The organism is Caballeronia sp. NK8, assembly GCF_018408855.1.
Taxonomy (GTDB): domain Bacteria; phylum Pseudomonadota; class Gammaproteobacteria; order Burkholderiales; family Burkholderiaceae; genus Caballeronia.
Map to the genome: position 1 here is coordinate 681,825 of NZ_AP024323.1, position 14,941 is coordinate 696,765.

The window sequence follows — 14,941 nt, forward strand, 5'->3', positions numbered from 1 at the left end:
TGCGCGGCAAATTGGTCAAGCCAGTTTGCCGCGCCGATCGCGATCAGCCGACCATATCCTTCTCGATCCACTCGACGACGGACGTGCGCTTCGGCTGCCAGCCGAGCATCTCGCGCGTGCGCTTGCTGCGCACGCGGCTGTTCGAGCCGAGCCCGTACGAGGCCATTTCATAGCCCCATTCCTCGATCGCGTCGTCGAGCGGCCAGTCCTCAGGCCCGCGCAGGTTCAGCGCCTTCGCCATCGCGGCGGTCATGTCGCGAAATTGCGCCTCGCCGCTTTCGACGAAATAGAACGTCCCCGCCGGAGATTTCTCCAGCGCGAGTCGATAGATCGCGACGACATCGTCGATATGCACGTTCGACCAGATATTCAGTCCGCGTCCCACGTGGCGCACGATGCCGCTCTTCTTCGCCTGCCGTTCCAGACGCGGCAACTGCACGCTCGTCGCGTCCGGCACCGCGCCGTGGCCGTAGATCAGCGTGTTGCAGAGCACGGCCGAGCGCACGCCGCGCTGCGCCGCTGCGAGCACGAGATTGTCGATCGCCACGCGCGGCGCCTTGTCGGGCGTCGGCTCGGGCAGGTCGTCCTCGGTGTAGATGTTGTCCGACGCCTCGCCGCCCGACGCGTCGCCGACGATGCTCGAACCGCTCGTATGCAGAAACGGCTTGTTCGACCCTTCCAGCGCGCCGATCAGCGCCTCGACCGCGCCGCGATGATCGCTGCTCGCCGCGTTGATGACCGCGTCGGCGGCACGGGCTTCGGCAACGAGCAGCGCCGTGTCGTCCAGACTACCGATCACCGGTTCGATGTTCAGGCGCTTCAGATCGTCGGCCTGCTCCGCGCGCCGGATGAGCCCGCGCACGCGATGTCCGTCGCGCGCGAGTCCCGCCGCAATCGATCCGCCGATGAAACCGCCCGCGCCCGTAATGAAGATGTTCATGTTTGTGCTCCATTGAATGTTCAAACTACGATGGGCACAGTATGAGCCGCTTCGACTTTCGCAAAAACGGTGATAGTCTCAAATGAAACTTGACTCAGAATCAACAATCCGCAACTGAGCTGCACTCAACCCGAACCGACGATGCCACCGATCGAAACCATCAATGCACCCGGCCTGCCGATTCCCGCCGGCCACTACAGTCACGCGACGCGCGCGGGCAATCTCGTCTGCGTGTCCGGCCAGTTGCCGATCCGCCCCGACGGCACGCATACCGGCGACCTGCCGTTCGAAGCGCAGGCCGAACAGACGCTCGCCAATCTGCGCACCGTGCTCGAAGCGGCGGGCGCGCGCCTGACGGATTGCATCGAAGTGACGGTGTATCTCGTTGGCGTGGAGCACTGGAAGACGTTCAACGAGATCTACGCGCGCCACTTCGGCGACAGGAAGCCGGCGCGCGCCGTCGTACCCGTCGGCGCGTTGCACTACGGCTATCTGCTCGAAATTGCCGCGCGCGCGTGGGTCGAGCACGCGTAGCCGCTACGCCAGATCCAGCGATTTCGTCAGATCGCCGAGCGGCGGCTGGCCGTTCGCGGCGAACGCGCGATCCCGGTTCGCCACGCCGTCGAGCGGCGCGAGATCGTGCACGCGCGAGATGAAGCGCAGGATCGAGTTGGTGTCGTACACGGTGTGATCGACATAGCCCTTTTTTGCGAACGGCGAGATCACGAGCGCGGGAATGCGCGAGCCCGGCCCCCAGCGGTCGCCCTTCGGCGGAGCGACGTGGTCCCACCAGCCGCCGTTTTCGTCGACGGTCACGATCACGACCGTGTTCTGCCACTGCGGCCCGCGCCGGATGTGCTCGATCACGTTCGTGATATGCCGGTCGCCCGAGGCAACATCGGCGTAACCCGCGTGCATGTTGAGATTGCCCTGCGGCTTGTAGAACGTGACGGCCGGCAGACGGCCCGCGTCGATGTCCGCGAGCAGCTTGTTCGTCGATGGATCGTCGCCCAGACCCGCGTCCCGCAGGTGCCGGGCGCGCGCCGCCGTGCCCGGCGCATAGTTCGCGAAGTAGTTGAACGGCTGATGGTGGTACTGAAAATCCGGCACCGCGCCGGTATCGCGATGCTCCAGCGCGTATTGCCACGCGCCGCTATACCAGGCCCAGTCGATGTTCTTGTCCGACAGCCGGTCGCCGATGGTCGCGTAGCTCTGCGGTGGCAGCACGAGCGCATTGGCACGGTCCGCGTAACGCGGATCGCCGTCTTTCGGCGGCGGCACATTGCTCGGCTGATACGGCGGGAACATGGTATTGACCGCGTAGCCGTCGGCGGTGAGCGCGCCGTCGCGGACGAACTTCGGGGGCCCTTCGAGCGCCGATTTGGGTGAATCGGGCGCGAGCTTCAGTCGCGAGCCGGTGGGATCGTCGCCTTCGACGACCGCGAGCAGTTTGGCCGCGGGACCGTTCTTCGCGTCGGGATAGAAGGGCGCCTGCGCGGAGATCAGGAAGATATGGTTCATCCACGAGCCGCCGAACGCCGACATGAAGAAGTTGTCGCAGAGCGTGTATTGCTGCGCGAGTCCCCAGAGCTTCAGCGTTTCGGGCGAGTTCTGGTAGTGACCCATCACGAGGCCGCCGGAGTCGCCCCACGCCGCGAACTGATTGTTGCGCCCGGCGTTGATCTGCATCTGGTTCTGATAGAAACGATGCACGAGATCACGCGTGATGACGGAATTGGGCAGCGGCGCACCTTGCGCGTCCATGATCTGGAACGGCGCGTTGCGCAGATCGACGATCTGCTGCTCGCTGATGGCAAAGCGCTTGCCGCCGACTTCCTGCGCCTGCGGCACCAGCCCGCCCCAGATTTTCGGCAGCGTCGGCATGGGCGTCACGCCGTCGCGGTCGAGCTGCGTATAGTGCGACGCCGGCACCGCCGTGAGCGGATACTGCACGCCCGGGTAGTTGCCGTAAAGATTGGTGAAGCTGCGGTTCTCCGCATAGATCACGACGATCTGCTGCACCTTCGCCGCCAGCGTGCGGTCGAGTTCGAGATCGGCTGCGGTCTTCGGCGTGGACGGCTTTTGTTCGAACAGATTGCACCCGCCGAGCGACAGGCCCGCGAGACCCACGCCAGCCGCAAGCAGCCGCCGCCGCGAGGGGTCCGCTGGTGTGTCGTTGCTGGAGGGAAGTTCGTGCTGCGGATGGTCGTTCTCGTTCATCGCCTGACTCCTCGTGACGTGCGGCACGCACCCGATGGCGCGCGCCCGCTTTATCGACGCCGAAAGATCACACGCCCCTCATGCGGCGCCCCGACTTGACCGCCCTGCGACTGGCGGATCAACTGAGCGGCAATGATGCCGCATCGTCGGGCCGCGGGAAACCCGGCCAAACGGCATAGGCAAAAAAACCGAACGTTGCGTAATTCGGCTTATATCTTTCGGCCGACTGGAATCCGCGATGCCGCGTGACTAACATCAACTGAACAACAGCTTTGCTCCGACGAGAACCAGCGTGGCGGCGAGCACCTGGCGCAGCAGTGCTTCGGGCGCCTTCGAGGACAGCATGCTGCCCACGGCAATGCCCGGAATCGAGCCCACGAGGAGCGAGGCGAGCAGCGACCAGTCGACCGAGCCGAGCATCCAGTGGCCCGCGCCGGCAATCAGCGTGAGCGGCACCGCGTGAGCCACGTCCGAGCCCACGATGCGCACGGTCGCAAGGCGCGGATAGAGCAGGAGCAACACGGTCACGCCGATCGCGCCCGCGCCCACGGAGGTGATCGAAACGAGCACGCCGAGAACCGCGCCGGTGAGTACAGTCCAGGCCGCCGTGCGTACGGGGTGTTCAGGCCGGCCGTGGCCCTTTTTGTAAGCGAAACGCGCGAGTTGCGGCCGGAAGATCAGGGAAACGGCAGTAATGAGAAGCGCGGTGCCGAGAATCACCTGGATCAGCCGCGCGGTGCCGGGCGCCGAGATGCCGTGCGTATGCAGGAAATACAGCGTGACGGCCGCCGCTGGCACGCTGCCCGCCGCGAGGCGGCCGGTGATGCGCCAGTCGACCGAGCCCTTGATGCCGTGCACGAGCGTGCCGGCAGTCTTGGTCGCGGCGGCGTATAACAGGTCGGTGCCCACGGCGGTCGCGGGATGGATGCCGAACAACAGCACCAGCAAGGGCGTCATCAGCGAACCGCCGCCCACGCCCGTCAGGCCGACCAGGAAGCCCACCGCGAGCCCTGAGGCAGAATAAAGTAAGTCGATATGCGGAAATGACATGCGCGCGGAGAACCCGTCAGGCGTGGTTGGGTCGAAAAACCGTCGATGATAGCGGGTAAGCCGCTCGGTTGCTGCATCAGAGCAACGCTGTCGGCACCTCGAACGCGTGACGGGTGATTCACGAATACCCTTCAGATTACTTTCAGGAAGGTGAGATGGACACACAGGAAAAGACGCAAGGACAGACGCAGCAACAACAGCAACAACAGATGCAGCAGGCGCAGCCGTCGCCCGCGAGCGTGGACGAGGCGTTCATTCCGACCGAGCGCTCCAACATGCCGAGCGAACGCCAATTCGTGCTGAAGTCCGGCAACACCTTCGCCGTCTACGATGCCAACGGCGACATTCGCGGCGGCGACGACGGTCTCTTCGTCAACGATACGCGCGTGCTCTCGGAGCTCGTCCTGACCTTCGGCGGGCGCGCGCCGTCGCTGCTTTCCGGCAGCGTATCGAGCGACAACGCCGTGTTCACCGCGCACCTGACGAACCGGCCCCTGCCGCCCATCGGCGGGGCGCGCACGCCTGAGGGCGTGATTCACGTCGAACGCAAGCGCGTGCTGTCGGGGCATGTGCTGCACGAGAGCATCGTGCTCACGAACTACGGCACCGAACCGTCCACCGTCCCGCTCTCCATTTCCTTCGCTGCGGATTTTCTCGATATGTTCGAGGTGCGCGGCGCCAAACGCGGCAAACGTGGCACCTTGCGGCCGCCTATGGTCGAAAACGGGGAAGTCGTGCTGCGCTACGTCGGTCTGGACGAAGTGGAGCGCACGGCGCGCATCCAGTTCACGCCGGCGCCGGATGTCCTCTCGCCCACGCGCGCCGACTACGCGCTGCATATTCAGTCGGAAACCGCGATTTCCGTGTATCTGTCGGTGACGGCGGTCACGCATGCCCTGAGCGACGCCAGCGAGGAAAGCAAGCGCAATGCGGCCGAAGCGGCCGAGTGCGCGCCCGAATCGGGTCGTCCGGCAATTCGCGAGGCGCTCGTCGAGGCGCATCGGCGCATGCGCGACAGACGTAAGGCGAGCGCGCGCGTGCGGTCGAGCAATCCGCTCTTCAGCGAATGGATCGACCGTTCGCTTGCCGATCTCGGTTTGCTCACGACCGATCTCGAAACCGGCCCGTATCCGTATGCGGGCATCCCGTGGTTCTCGACGGCGTTCGGGCGCGACGCGATCATCACATCGCTGCAAATGCTCTGGCTGCATCCAACGCTTGCGCGCGGCGTGCTGCGCTTTCTAGCCGCACATCAGGCGCGCGAGGACTCGGCGTTCCGCGATGCCGAAATCGGCAAGATCATGCACGAGACGCGCAAGAGCGAGATGGCCGCGACCGGCGAGGTGCCGTTCGCGCTGTATTACGGCGGGGTGGACAGCACGCCGCTCTTCATCGTGCTGGCGGGCGCCTACGCCGAGCGCACCGGCGATCACGCGCTGCTCGATGAAATCTGGCCCGCGCTGCAACTCGCGGCACAGTGGGTCGCGCGTCATTGCGACAAGAATCCGCACGGTCTGCTCGACTACCAGCGCGCCTCCGAGCACGGTCTCGCGAATCAGGGCTGGAAGGACAGCCAGGACTCCGTGTTCCACGCGGACGGGCGCTTCCCGATCGGCCCGATCGCGCTCGTCGAAGTGCAGGCGTACGCGTCGACCGCGTTTTCGACGATGGCGCGTCTCGCCCGCGAGCGCGGCGAAGACGAGCACGCGCACGAGTACGAACGGCGCGCGCGTCACATTCGCGAACGCGTCGAAGCGATGTACTGGATGCCGGAGGCGGAGTTCTACGGCATCGCGCTCGACGGCAAGGGCGATCTGTGCCGCGTGCTGTCGTCGAATGCGGGGCATCTGCTCGCGTTCGATCTCGTCGAGCGCAAGCGCGGCGAAGCCGTCGCGCGTCAGCTCGAATCGACGCTCTTTCACACGGGCTGGGGCGTGCGCACGCTGGCGGCAGGACAGCCGCGCTTCAATCCGATGTCGTATCACAACGGCTCGGTATGGCCGCACGACACGGCGCTGTGCGCGCGCGGACTCGCGCGCTACGGCGATCGCGGCGCGGCCGTCGGCCTGTTGCAGTCGTTGTTCGAAGCGGCGGTCACCTTCGATATGCGCCTGCCGGAACTGTTCTGCGGATTCACGCGCCAGCGCGGCGAGCGGCCGATCGCCTATCCGGTTGCGTGTCTGCCGCAGGCGTGGGCGGCGGGCGCACCGTTCATGGTGCTGGAAGCGTGTCTCGGCGTGACCGTCGATGCCGTCAACGATGAAGTCCGCATCGACCGGCCGGAGCTGCCGGAGGGCATCGACTGGCTGGAAATCGGCGATCTGCGCCTCGGTGACAAGACCGCGACGATCACTTTCCGGCGCGTCGGCGGGCAGGTGGTTCCGTCGGTGGAAGGGGACGTACGGGTGGTCGCCGTGCTTTGATGCGGCAGGCGCACAGCGCCACAGAGGCGCTGTGCGTGCGCCACGCGCTTAAACCGCCACGCTGCCGACGTAGTTCTCGGCGAGCGCGGTAGCGGCCGCGCGCGAGGTCGTCACGTGCTCCAGTTCCGCCACTTGCAGACGCTGCTCGAAGGGCGACGTGTCGTCGAGCTTGTGCAGCATGCGCGTCATCCACCACGAGAAATGCTCGGCGCGCCAGACGCGCTTGAGCGCCGTCGCGGTATAGCGCGCGAGTTGCTCCGTGCCGCCTTCCTTGTAGAAGTCGACGAGCGCGGCATTCAGCACACGCACATCCGACACAGCGAGGTTGAGGCCCTTCGCGCCGGTCGGCGGCACGATGTGCGCAGCGTCGCCCGCGAGGAAGAGCTTGCCCGACTGCATCGGCGTGGACACGAAGCTGCGCATGCCGACGATGTTCTTCTGGAAGATCTTGCCTTCGGTGATCTGCCAGCCGTCGGCGGTATCGACGCGTGCGTGCAATTCGGCCCAGATGCGGTCGTCGGACCAGGCATCGACCGTATCTTTCGGGTCGCACTGGAAGTACATGCGCTGCACGCCCGGCGAGCGCGTGCTGATGAGCGCGAAGCCGCGGTCGTGACGCGCGTAGATGAGTTCGTCGGAGGAGGGCGGCGCTTCGACCAGAATGCCGAACCAGCCGAACGGATAGATGCGCTGATAGTCCTGCCTGACCGCCTCGGGAATCGACTGGCGCGCAACGCCCTGCGAGCCGTCGCAGCCGATGATGAAGTCGCATTCCAGCTCTTCGTCGCTGCCTTCGTGCTGATACTTGATGCGCGGTTTGCGATCGCTGCCTTCCTGGAAGTCATGCAGCGACACGTTCGACACGTTGAACTTCAACGCGCCGTTCGCCGCGAGCCGCGCCGCGACCAGATCCTTGATGACTTCATGCTGCGCGTACACCGTGATCGAATGCCCGGTCAGTTCGGTCAGCGCGATGCGCCGGCGCTGGCCTTCGAACGCGAGCTCGAAGCCGTGATGCAGCGCGCCTTCGGCCTGCATGCGCGCGCCGATTCCGGCCTGATTGAGCGTGTCCATCGTGCCTTGTTCGAGCACGCCTGCGCGAATCGTCGATTCGATGTCGTTCTGGCTGCGGGCTTCGAGCACGACGGATTCGATGCCGCGCAGATGAAGCAGATGAGAGAGAAGAAGCCCGGCGGGGCCCGCGCCGATGATGCCGACCTGAGTACGCATGTTTGTCTCCGTGAGCCAGTGGTGATGTTGTGCGTACAGTGTCGGCAGAGCGGCCTTATGCCGCAACGCGATACGAAGGATAAGGTCTATCTGTTTTTGAGATAAAGGGCCGAAAATGGCCTGAAAATGCCTGATTTACGGGTAAATCCCTAGACGGCGCGGGCGCTTCGCCCGCGCCGCATGGCCTTATTCCGCTGCTTCTTCCTTCAACTGATTGCGCCGGTATTCCCCCTGGCGCGTGAGCATCCAGCCGGGATATTCCGCGGGCAACTGGCTCACTTCATCGAGCGCGGCGAGTTCGTCTTCGTTCAGGCGTACTTTCGTCGCGGCGATGTTGTCGTCGAGTTGCTCGATCCGCTTTGCCCCGATGATCACGCTCGACACGACTTTCTGATGCAGCAGCCACGCAAGCGCGATCTGCGCCACCGATACGCCCTTGGTCTCGGCCATGCGCCGCATCACGTCGACGCAGTCGTACGCGCGCTCGACGTTGACGGGCGGAAAATCGAACTTGGTGCGACGGCTGCCTTCCTCTTTTGCGCCATCGCGCGTGAATTTGCCCGACAGCAAGCCGCCCGCGAGCGGGCTCCACACCATCAGGCCCACGCTCTCGCTTTGCAGCAGCGGCACGATTTCGCGCTCCAGATCGCGGCCCGCGATCGTGTAGTACGCCTGCAGCGACTCGAAGCGCGCGAGCCCGAGCCGCTCGGAAATGCCGAGCGCCTTCATGATCTGCCACGCCGCCCAGTTCGACACGCCGATATAGCGCACATGCCCGTGCTGCACGAGATTGTCGAGCGCGCGCAGCGTTTCCTCGATCGGCGTCGCCGGATCGAAGCCGTGAATCTGGTACAGGTCGACGTGATCGAGTTGCAGGCGCTTGAGGCTCGCCTTCACGCCGTCGATGATGTGATAGCGCGACGCGCCGCGCGAATTCGCGCTCTTGGTGCCGGTTTCGCCGAGAATCTTCGTCGCGACGACCACGTTCTCGCGCGGCACCTTCAGATTCTTCAGCGCCTGCCCGGTGATGACTTCCGATTGACCGTCGGCGTAGACATCGGCGGTGTCGATGAAATTGATGCCCGCGTCGAGCGAGCGGCCGATCAGCTTGTCCGCATCGGCCTGCTGCAACTGGCCGATGTTGTCCCAGATTCCGCCCGTGCCGCCGCCGAACGTCATCGTGCCCAGGCACAGTTCAGAGACGAAAAGGCCGGTATTGCCGAATTTCCTGTAGCGCATGGTTGCTCCCGATTGACTGGAAAGGCGCGGCATCGCCCGAACTGCACGAGCTGATCAGCGCCGGCAATGCAGTATCGTCCCGGCGCGCGGCCGGCTCATAGCCTGATCCTGTTCAATCCTTGCCTGTTCCTGCAAACGCTGGGGGCGGCCGCGAGCAATCTCGCGCCCGCGCGAGTAAGCTTGTCGAATCCATCTCATCTTGAAAATGGTCCGGAAATCATGGCTTTGAACGACACGCCCGGTCTCGCCGCAAAAGAGAGTCACGACTCGCCGAAGGAAATGCGCCACGACGCCACGCCTGATCTCGCGCTCGATCAGGCGCGTCTCGATCTCGTCGCGCTGCTCGATCGTTTCACCGCCGGCTGCGAGGGCTCGGTCGAAACGCCGGTGCCGGGACTGGCCCTGCATCGCATCATGAATCCGGGCGGGCCGAAGCACGGCATCCAGACGCCCGCGCTTGCGCTGATCGCGCAGGGCAGCAAACGCCTGATGGTCGGCGACGAGGTCTATATCTACGATCCGATGCACTATCTGGTGTCGTCGGTCGATCTGCCCGTTTGCGGGCAGGTGTCGGTGGCGAGCGAGTCGGAGCCGTATCTCGGCATGCGGCTCGAGCTCGACGTCGAGGAAATCACCTCGCTGATCCAGGACGAACACCTGCCGCCCGCGACCCAGGCCGACGCCTCGCGCGGCCTGTACGTGAACCGCCTCGGCAACTCGATGCTCGATGCCGTGCTGCGCCTCCTGCGCCTCGTCGACGCGCCCGAGGACGTGCCGATCCTCGCGCCGCTCGTGAAGCGCGAGATTCTCTATCGCCTGCTGATGAACGGCTCGGGCGCGCGGCTGCGGCAGATCGCGTTGCAGGACAGCCAGACGCAGCGCATCGCGAAAGCGATCCAGTTGCTGCGTCAGCATTTCGACCAGCCGTTGCGCGTGGAGGATATCGCGCGCGACGTGCACATGAGCGTGTCGTCGCTGCATCATCATTTCAAGGCCGTCACGGCGATGAGTCCGCTGCAGTATCAGAAGCAGTTGCGGCTTCAGGAGGCGCGCCGCCTGATGATGCTCGATATCGTCGATGCCGCCACGGCCGCGCATCGCGTGGGTTATGAGAGCGCGTCGCAATTCAGTCGCGAGTACAGCCGCCTGTTCGGCGCGCCGCCGCTGCGCGACACGCGTCGCTGGCGCGATGCGACCGCAGCCGCAGCCGGCGTCTGACGAAGAAATTTCGATGAACCACTATTCACGAGCGCGCGAATGGTCTTGAATGGATTGCCGACTGGCGATGCGACGGCGCTGCCGCATCGATTTATTTCATCGTCCGCGGAATAGTGCAGCGCTACCGAACGTTCTACGGATACTTCTACAAAAAAGGAAAGATGAAATGAAGAAGCGCATCCAGATGTTCGCCGCTGCCGCAACGCTCGCAACCGCTTTCGCGTCGCTCGCTTCGTCCGCCTATGCTGCGGCGCCGAAAGAAGCGAACGGCATGTTCGTCGATGAAAACGGCATGACGCTCTATACCTTCGACAAAGATACGAAGGGCGGTGCGAGCGCCTGCACCGGCGGCTGCGCGCAGGCCTGGCCCGCCGCGATGGCGAGCGACTCCGACAAGCCGTCCGGCAAATGGACCATGGAAGCGGCCGATGGCGGCAAGCAATGGGCCTACGACGGCAAGCGCGTTTATCGCTTCGCCAAGGACACCAAGGCCGGCGACAAGAACGGGGACAATTTCCGCGACGTCTGGCACGTCGTGAAGCCCTGAGCGTTCACGCGCAAGGGAACGGAAAACTCGCGGTTCGGCGCGCGCGCGGAATAAAACGGCGCGCGCGCCGGTCAATCAATGAAACAGGTAACGATCATGAAACGATCGATCGGAGTGACGATGCTCCTGATCGCGCTGGCGTTCGGGCTGGCCATCGGCACGACCGGTTGCGCGAGTGGCACGCAAAGTGCACCGAATTCATCGGGTGCGCCGCGCGGGCCGGCCGGCGGAGGCAGCTACTGATGGCGCGCGTCACCGACGCTTCGTACGGGCAAGCGAGGGCACGGCTTTGAGCTTCGAGAGCGATCTGCTCGCGCATCTGCCGCAGTTGCGCCGCTATGCGCGCGCGCTGACGGGCGATCGCGCGTGGGCCGACGATCTCGTGCAGGATGCGACCGAGCGCGCGCTCAACCGCGCGAAGTCGTTCCAGGCGGGCACGAACCTGAGAGCGTGGCTGTTTACGATCATGCGCAACCTGTATATCGACCAGTTGCGCGGGCGCCGCGATATCGCCGTAGACGACGAAACCGCGCCCTGGCGTCAGATGGCCGCGCCGCGCGGGGAAGTCGACGGCCTCGTGCTGCGCGACGTGCAGCGCGCGCTTTACTGTCTGCCGGTCGAGCAGCGTGAGGTGATGCTGCTCGTGTGCGTCGAGGAAATGAGTTATCAGGAGGCATCCGTGGTGTTGAACGTGCCGACCGGAACCGTGATGTCGCGCCTGTCCAGGGCGCGGGAGCATATGCGCGTTCTGCTCGGTGAGGAATCGGGCCGCAAGTCGTCGCCGTCGTCGCTGAAAGTGGTGAGCCGCTCATGACCAATCAAGACCGTCCATCCGAAGGCGGCGACCGTATGGGTCCGCCCAAACCCGATCGCGATCTGCAGGCGCTGTCCGCTTTCATCGACGACGAACTGCATGGCGACGAGCGCGACGCCGTGGCCGAGCGCATCGCCAGCGATCCGGCCAGCGAGGCGACCGTCGCCGCGTATCGCGCGCAGGACAATGCGCTGCGCGCGATGTTCGCCGATCAGAGCGAACCGCAGGTCGTACGCCTGCGGCCGAGCAACCGCGAGCGTTATCTGATCGCGGCGTGTTTTATGGTCGTGGGTGTTGCGTGCGGATTCCTGCTGCACATGCTCGTGCCGGCGCTCGGCGACAAGCCGCGCTTCGCCGAGCGCGCGGATATCGCCTATGCGGTGTACGCGCCGGAGCAGCGGCACGCGGTGGAAGTGGCGGCGTCGCAGCAGGACCATCTCGTGACCTGGCTGTCGAAGCGGCTGAACCGCGCGGTGACGATTCCGTCGCTGGCGGAGTACGGCTTTCAGCTCGTCGGCGGGCGTCTGTTGCCGGATGAAGAGGGACCCGCCGCGCAGTTCATGTATCAGAACGCGGCCGGCGAACGGCTCACGCTTTACATGACGACGGCCACGATCAGACGCAACGACAGCAAGATTCGAACGCTCAAGGACGGCCAGCGCACGACGTTCTATTGGGCGTGGGATCGGGTCGGCTATGCGCTTTCGGGGCAGATCGGCGAAGCGAAGCTGCAGGCGATCGCCTATGACACCTGCAAGGAGCTTGGCGGCGATCCGAAGAGCTGGTGATTCCGCGTTACGTTTCGCGCGAACATACAAAAGCCGCAGCGGTTCATTTCGCTGCGGCTTTTCTCATGCGCTATTCCGTTCAATAGTAGCGATGCGCAGGCGGCGCCGGATGATGATGACGCTCCCATTCCTGACGTTGCCAGTAACGATGGCCATCCCAGTAACGTTCGCCATGCCAGCCCACGGTCACGTGATGGGGCGGGGCGTGATGCACTTCCGCCGAAGCGACGTTTGCGAGGCCCATGCCCAGTGCGGCGGCAAGGGAAGCGATCAGCAGGCTCTTCTTCGTCTTGTTCATGAGGTTTGCTCCTTGGTCGTTTGCTTTTCGATCGAAACCGCGATTCACGAGGGTGCAGTTTCGTGGTGTTTCAGTGTGGCTTCGGCAAGGCTTCAGTAGCGGTAGTAATCCCGGTGATGGTGATACCCGCCATCGCCCGGCACGACGATGCAGCCCGATAGCGCGCTGCTCAGCACCACGCCCAACGCTGCAAGGATCGCTAGTTTCTTCATGGGTTTCTCCGTGTGAATCCATGGAGACCAATGTAGCGGACCGCAAAATGACAAGCCGTGATCGTTTGTAAGCAAACGTGTAACCTGAAATATTTACGATGGGCGTATGTAAAAGCACGGCGGCCGTTGCACGCGGGCGCGCGACGCGTTATCCTAAACTACGATTCATCTTGTCGGAGTGAATATGTCCCATATCAGCACGGGCGTGGAGTACGCGTTGCACTGCATGCTCTATCTCGCGGAGCCGCCGCACGGCGTGCGCGAGGCGAGCGTGCGCGATCTCGCGGAATTGCAGGGCGTGCCGGCGGAGTATGTCGCCAAGCTCTTCACGAAGCTGCACAAGGCGGGGCTCGTCGTTGCGACCGAAGGCGCGCGCGGGGGTTTTGCGCTTGCGCGTCCGTCGCAGGAGATCAGCGTGCTCGATGTCGTCGATGCGATCGACGGCGACAAGGCGCTGTTCGATTGCCGCGAGATTCGCGCGCGTTGCGCGGTGTTCGGCGAGGACGCGCCGCCGTGGGCGACGAGCGGTGTGTGCGCCGTTCACGCTGTGATGAAGAACGCGGAGAAGCGCATGCGCGAGGCGTTGGCGGCGGATCGGCTGTCTGATCTTGCGAGCCGCATGCATGCGAAGGCGCCGCGTACGTTCGGACCACAGGTCGTCAAGTGGCTCGATGAGCGTACCGGTCAGCGGCGTGCTTCAAAGAATTAACTTGAAAGGGCTTTTGCTAAGGAATGCTATTTTCTAAGTTGAGGCAACCGTCAAGCATCAACGCACGATCCTGGGCTTCATATTCGGCGTGAGCGAAACACCGACCACGCGACCATCTCGCACGCCGCAGCGACTGTCCACGCGCGTCCACTGCGCCTTGCCGCGCGCCTTCGCGAACGCGCGCATCACGATGACCTGATCGACAGGAATCGGATTGCCGACACTAAAGATCGGAGTATCGTCGTCGATCTTCGCGGAGAGCACGCGCCGGTCGGGCACGATGAGCGTGTCGTACTTCGGCGCGTCTTCCACCCAGCGATCGAATGCCGCGACGCATTGCGCGACGGCCTCCGGCACGTGGAGCCTGGTCAGATACGCGTAATCCTCGGGCAGTTCCGGCGTTTCCTGCGCCTGAGCGAGCTGAAACATCGACGCCGACAGCGCGAGCGCAAACAAGGCGGGAGCAAGAGTGTTCTTCATGCGATGGGCGATGGCAAAAGGGGCGTTCGGGCAGACACGGACGCCTGCGCAGGAATGGCGCGAAGTATACCGTGTGAAGTTTTGTGACGTCGAGCGAATAGCGCATTTCGAATGCCGATCGAAAGCATTGCGCGCCGCGTTGTATCCTTTGATGCGGATGAACACACTTCGACGAGGTGCGCGATGAAAGCGGTGCGATGGTCGCAACAGGACGGCACGGGGCTCGAGCATCTCGTTCTGAACGAGACGCGCGATGGCGTCGTGACAGAAAGCGCGGTCGTGGGCGAAGACGAGTCGCATCCCTTCGGCCTCGTGTATCGGATCGAGTGCGATGCGCGCTGGCAGGTCACGCGTCTCGCGCTGAAGCTCGCGGGCGGCGCGACGCTCGATCTGCATCGAAGAGATGGCGACAACGGCGACGCCCACGCATGGAGCGATGCGAACGGCGAGCCGCAGGAGCTGCTGCGCGGCTGCATCGACGTGGACATCACCGCGACGCCTTTCACCAACACGTTGCCAATCCGCCGGCTGCAACTCGAGCGCGGCGAGCGGCGCGTGATTCGCGTCGTCTACGTGCGCGTGCCGGAACTCAGCGTGAGCGCGGTCGAACAGGCGTACACGTGCATCGAGCTGAATCATCGCTATCGTTACGAAGGGCTCGATACGGGCTTCACGGCGGACATCACCGTCGACGAAAGCGGCCTCGTGCTCGACTATCCGGGCCTGTACAAGCGCGTCGTGTGAGCTACTCTAACGCCTCAAACTGACTTTCA

Annotated in this window: 16 protein-coding genes; 9 read left to right on the top strand and 7 right to left on the bottom strand. The window is 64.2% G+C overall.

From position 1 onward, the window contains the following. Window positions 1-43 precede the first annotated feature (43 nt). Window positions 44-940 (bottom strand): NAD-dependent epimerase/dehydratase family protein, encoded by an 897-nt coding sequence (locus NK8_RS17775; protein ID WP_213230294.1) that lies wholly within the window; start codon window positions 938-940, stop codon window positions 44-46. Between the two features lie 141 nt (window positions 941-1,081). Between NK8_RS17775 and NK8_RS17780 the strand changes: the two genes are divergently transcribed. Continuing rightward, a complete protein-coding gene (locus tag NK8_RS17780; RefSeq protein WP_213230295.1) occupies window positions 1,082-1,474 on the top strand; it encodes a RidA family protein in 393 nt (130 codons plus the stop codon). Window positions 1,475-1,477: 3 nt separating this feature from the next. On the opposite strand, the gene NK8_RS17785 is transcribed toward NK8_RS17780, so the two are convergent. Together NK8_RS17785 and NK8_RS17790 are read right to left on the bottom strand one after the other, a co-directional pair. Continuing rightward, window positions 1,478-3,160, bottom strand: a complete 1,683-nt coding sequence (locus NK8_RS17785) for an acid phosphatase (protein ID WP_213230296.1) — start codon at window positions 3,158-3,160, stop codon at window positions 1,478-1,480. A gap of 255 nt (window positions 3,161-3,415) precedes the next feature. Beyond that, the gene (locus tag NK8_RS17790; RefSeq protein WP_213230297.1) at window positions 3,416-4,210 is read right to left on the bottom strand and encodes a sulfite exporter TauE/SafE family protein; all 795 of its coding nucleotides are present in this window, start codon (window positions 4,208-4,210) and stop codon (window positions 3,416-3,418) included. A 209-nt stretch (window positions 4,211-4,419) separates the two neighbouring features. On the opposite strand from NK8_RS17790, the gene NK8_RS17795 reads away from it, so the two are divergent. After that, a complete protein-coding gene (locus tag NK8_RS17795) occupies window positions 4,420-6,633 on the top strand; it encodes an amylo-alpha-1,6-glucosidase (RefSeq protein WP_225936351.1) in 2,214 nt (737 codons plus the stop codon). Window positions 6,634-6,681: 48 nt separating this feature from the next. Here NK8_RS17795 and NK8_RS17800 read toward each other — a convergent pair whose 3' ends face one another. Both NK8_RS17800 and NK8_RS17805 read right to left on the bottom strand, forming a co-directional pair. Further along, a complete protein-coding gene (locus NK8_RS17800) occupies window positions 6,682-7,863 on the bottom strand; it encodes a 4-hydroxybenzoate 3-monooxygenase (RefSeq protein ID WP_213230300.1) in 1,182 nt (393 codons plus the stop codon). 186 nt (window positions 7,864-8,049) lie between these two features. Beyond that, window positions 8,050-9,102, bottom strand: coding sequence for an aldo/keto reductase (locus NK8_RS17805; RefSeq protein ID WP_213230302.1), 1,053 nt, complete (start codon window positions 9,100-9,102; stop codon window positions 8,050-8,052). A gap of 279 nt (window positions 9,103-9,381) precedes the next feature. Between NK8_RS17805 and NK8_RS17810 the strand changes: the two genes are divergently transcribed. From NK8_RS17810 to NK8_RS17830, 5 genes are all read left to right on the top strand, one after another. After that, window positions 9,382-10,320 carry an AraC family transcriptional regulator gene (locus NK8_RS17810; RefSeq protein ID WP_162068228.1) on the top strand — a complete coding sequence of 313 codons (939 nt, stop codon included), beginning with the start codon at window positions 9,382-9,384 and terminating at the stop codon, window positions 10,318-10,320. A gap of 166 nt (window positions 10,321-10,486) precedes the next feature. Continuing rightward, window positions 10,487-10,867: a hypothetical protein gene (locus NK8_RS17815; protein ID WP_162067419.1), complete on the top strand. Its 381-nt coding sequence runs from the start codon at window positions 10,487-10,489 to the stop codon at window positions 10,865-10,867. A 96-nt stretch (window positions 10,868-10,963) separates the two neighbouring features. After that, window positions 10,964-11,110 carry a hypothetical protein gene (locus NK8_RS17820; protein WP_213230305.1) on the top strand — a complete coding sequence of 49 codons (147 nt, stop codon included), beginning with the start codon at window positions 10,964-10,966 and terminating at the stop codon, window positions 11,108-11,110. Window positions 11,111-11,156: 46 nt separating this feature from the next. Continuing rightward, window positions 11,157-11,681 carry an RNA polymerase sigma factor gene (locus NK8_RS17825; RefSeq protein ID WP_162068229.1) on the top strand — a complete coding sequence of 175 codons (525 nt, stop codon included), beginning with the start codon at window positions 11,157-11,159 and terminating at the stop codon, window positions 11,679-11,681. Next, window positions 11,678-12,469 (top strand): anti-sigma factor, encoded by a 792-nt coding sequence (locus NK8_RS17830; protein WP_225936326.1) that lies wholly within the window; start codon window positions 11,678-11,680, stop codon window positions 12,467-12,469. Before NK8_RS17825 ends, NK8_RS17830 begins: the two co-directional genes overlap by 4 nt. 79 nt (window positions 12,470-12,548) lie before the next feature. Here NK8_RS17830 and NK8_RS17835 read toward each other — a convergent pair whose 3' ends face one another. Further along, complete coding sequence (locus tag NK8_RS17835; RefSeq protein WP_162067422.1) at window positions 12,549-12,767, bottom strand: hypothetical protein; 219 nt, start codon at window positions 12,765-12,767, stop codon at window positions 12,549-12,551. A 396-nt stretch (window positions 12,768-13,163) separates the two neighbouring features. Between NK8_RS17835 and NK8_RS17840 the strand changes: the two genes are divergently transcribed. Beyond that, window positions 13,164-13,688: an Rrf2 family transcriptional regulator gene (locus NK8_RS17840; RefSeq protein WP_213230307.1), complete on the top strand. Its 525-nt coding sequence runs from the start codon at window positions 13,164-13,166 to the stop codon at window positions 13,686-13,688. Between the two features lie 57 nt (window positions 13,689-13,745). On the opposite strand, the gene NK8_RS17845 is transcribed toward NK8_RS17840, so the two are convergent. Further along, window positions 13,746-14,168: a hypothetical protein gene (locus NK8_RS17845; RefSeq protein WP_213230309.1), complete on the bottom strand. Its 423-nt coding sequence runs from the start codon at window positions 14,166-14,168 to the stop codon at window positions 13,746-13,748. Window positions 14,169-14,351: 183 nt separating this feature from the next. On the opposite strand from NK8_RS17845, the gene NK8_RS17850 reads away from it, so the two are divergent. After that, on the top strand, window positions 14,352-14,912 hold the full coding sequence (locus NK8_RS17850; protein ID WP_213230311.1) for a putative glycolipid-binding domain-containing protein: 561 nt from the start codon (window positions 14,352-14,354) through the stop codon (window positions 14,910-14,912). The last annotated feature ends 29 nt before the right edge of the window (window positions 14,913-14,941 follow it).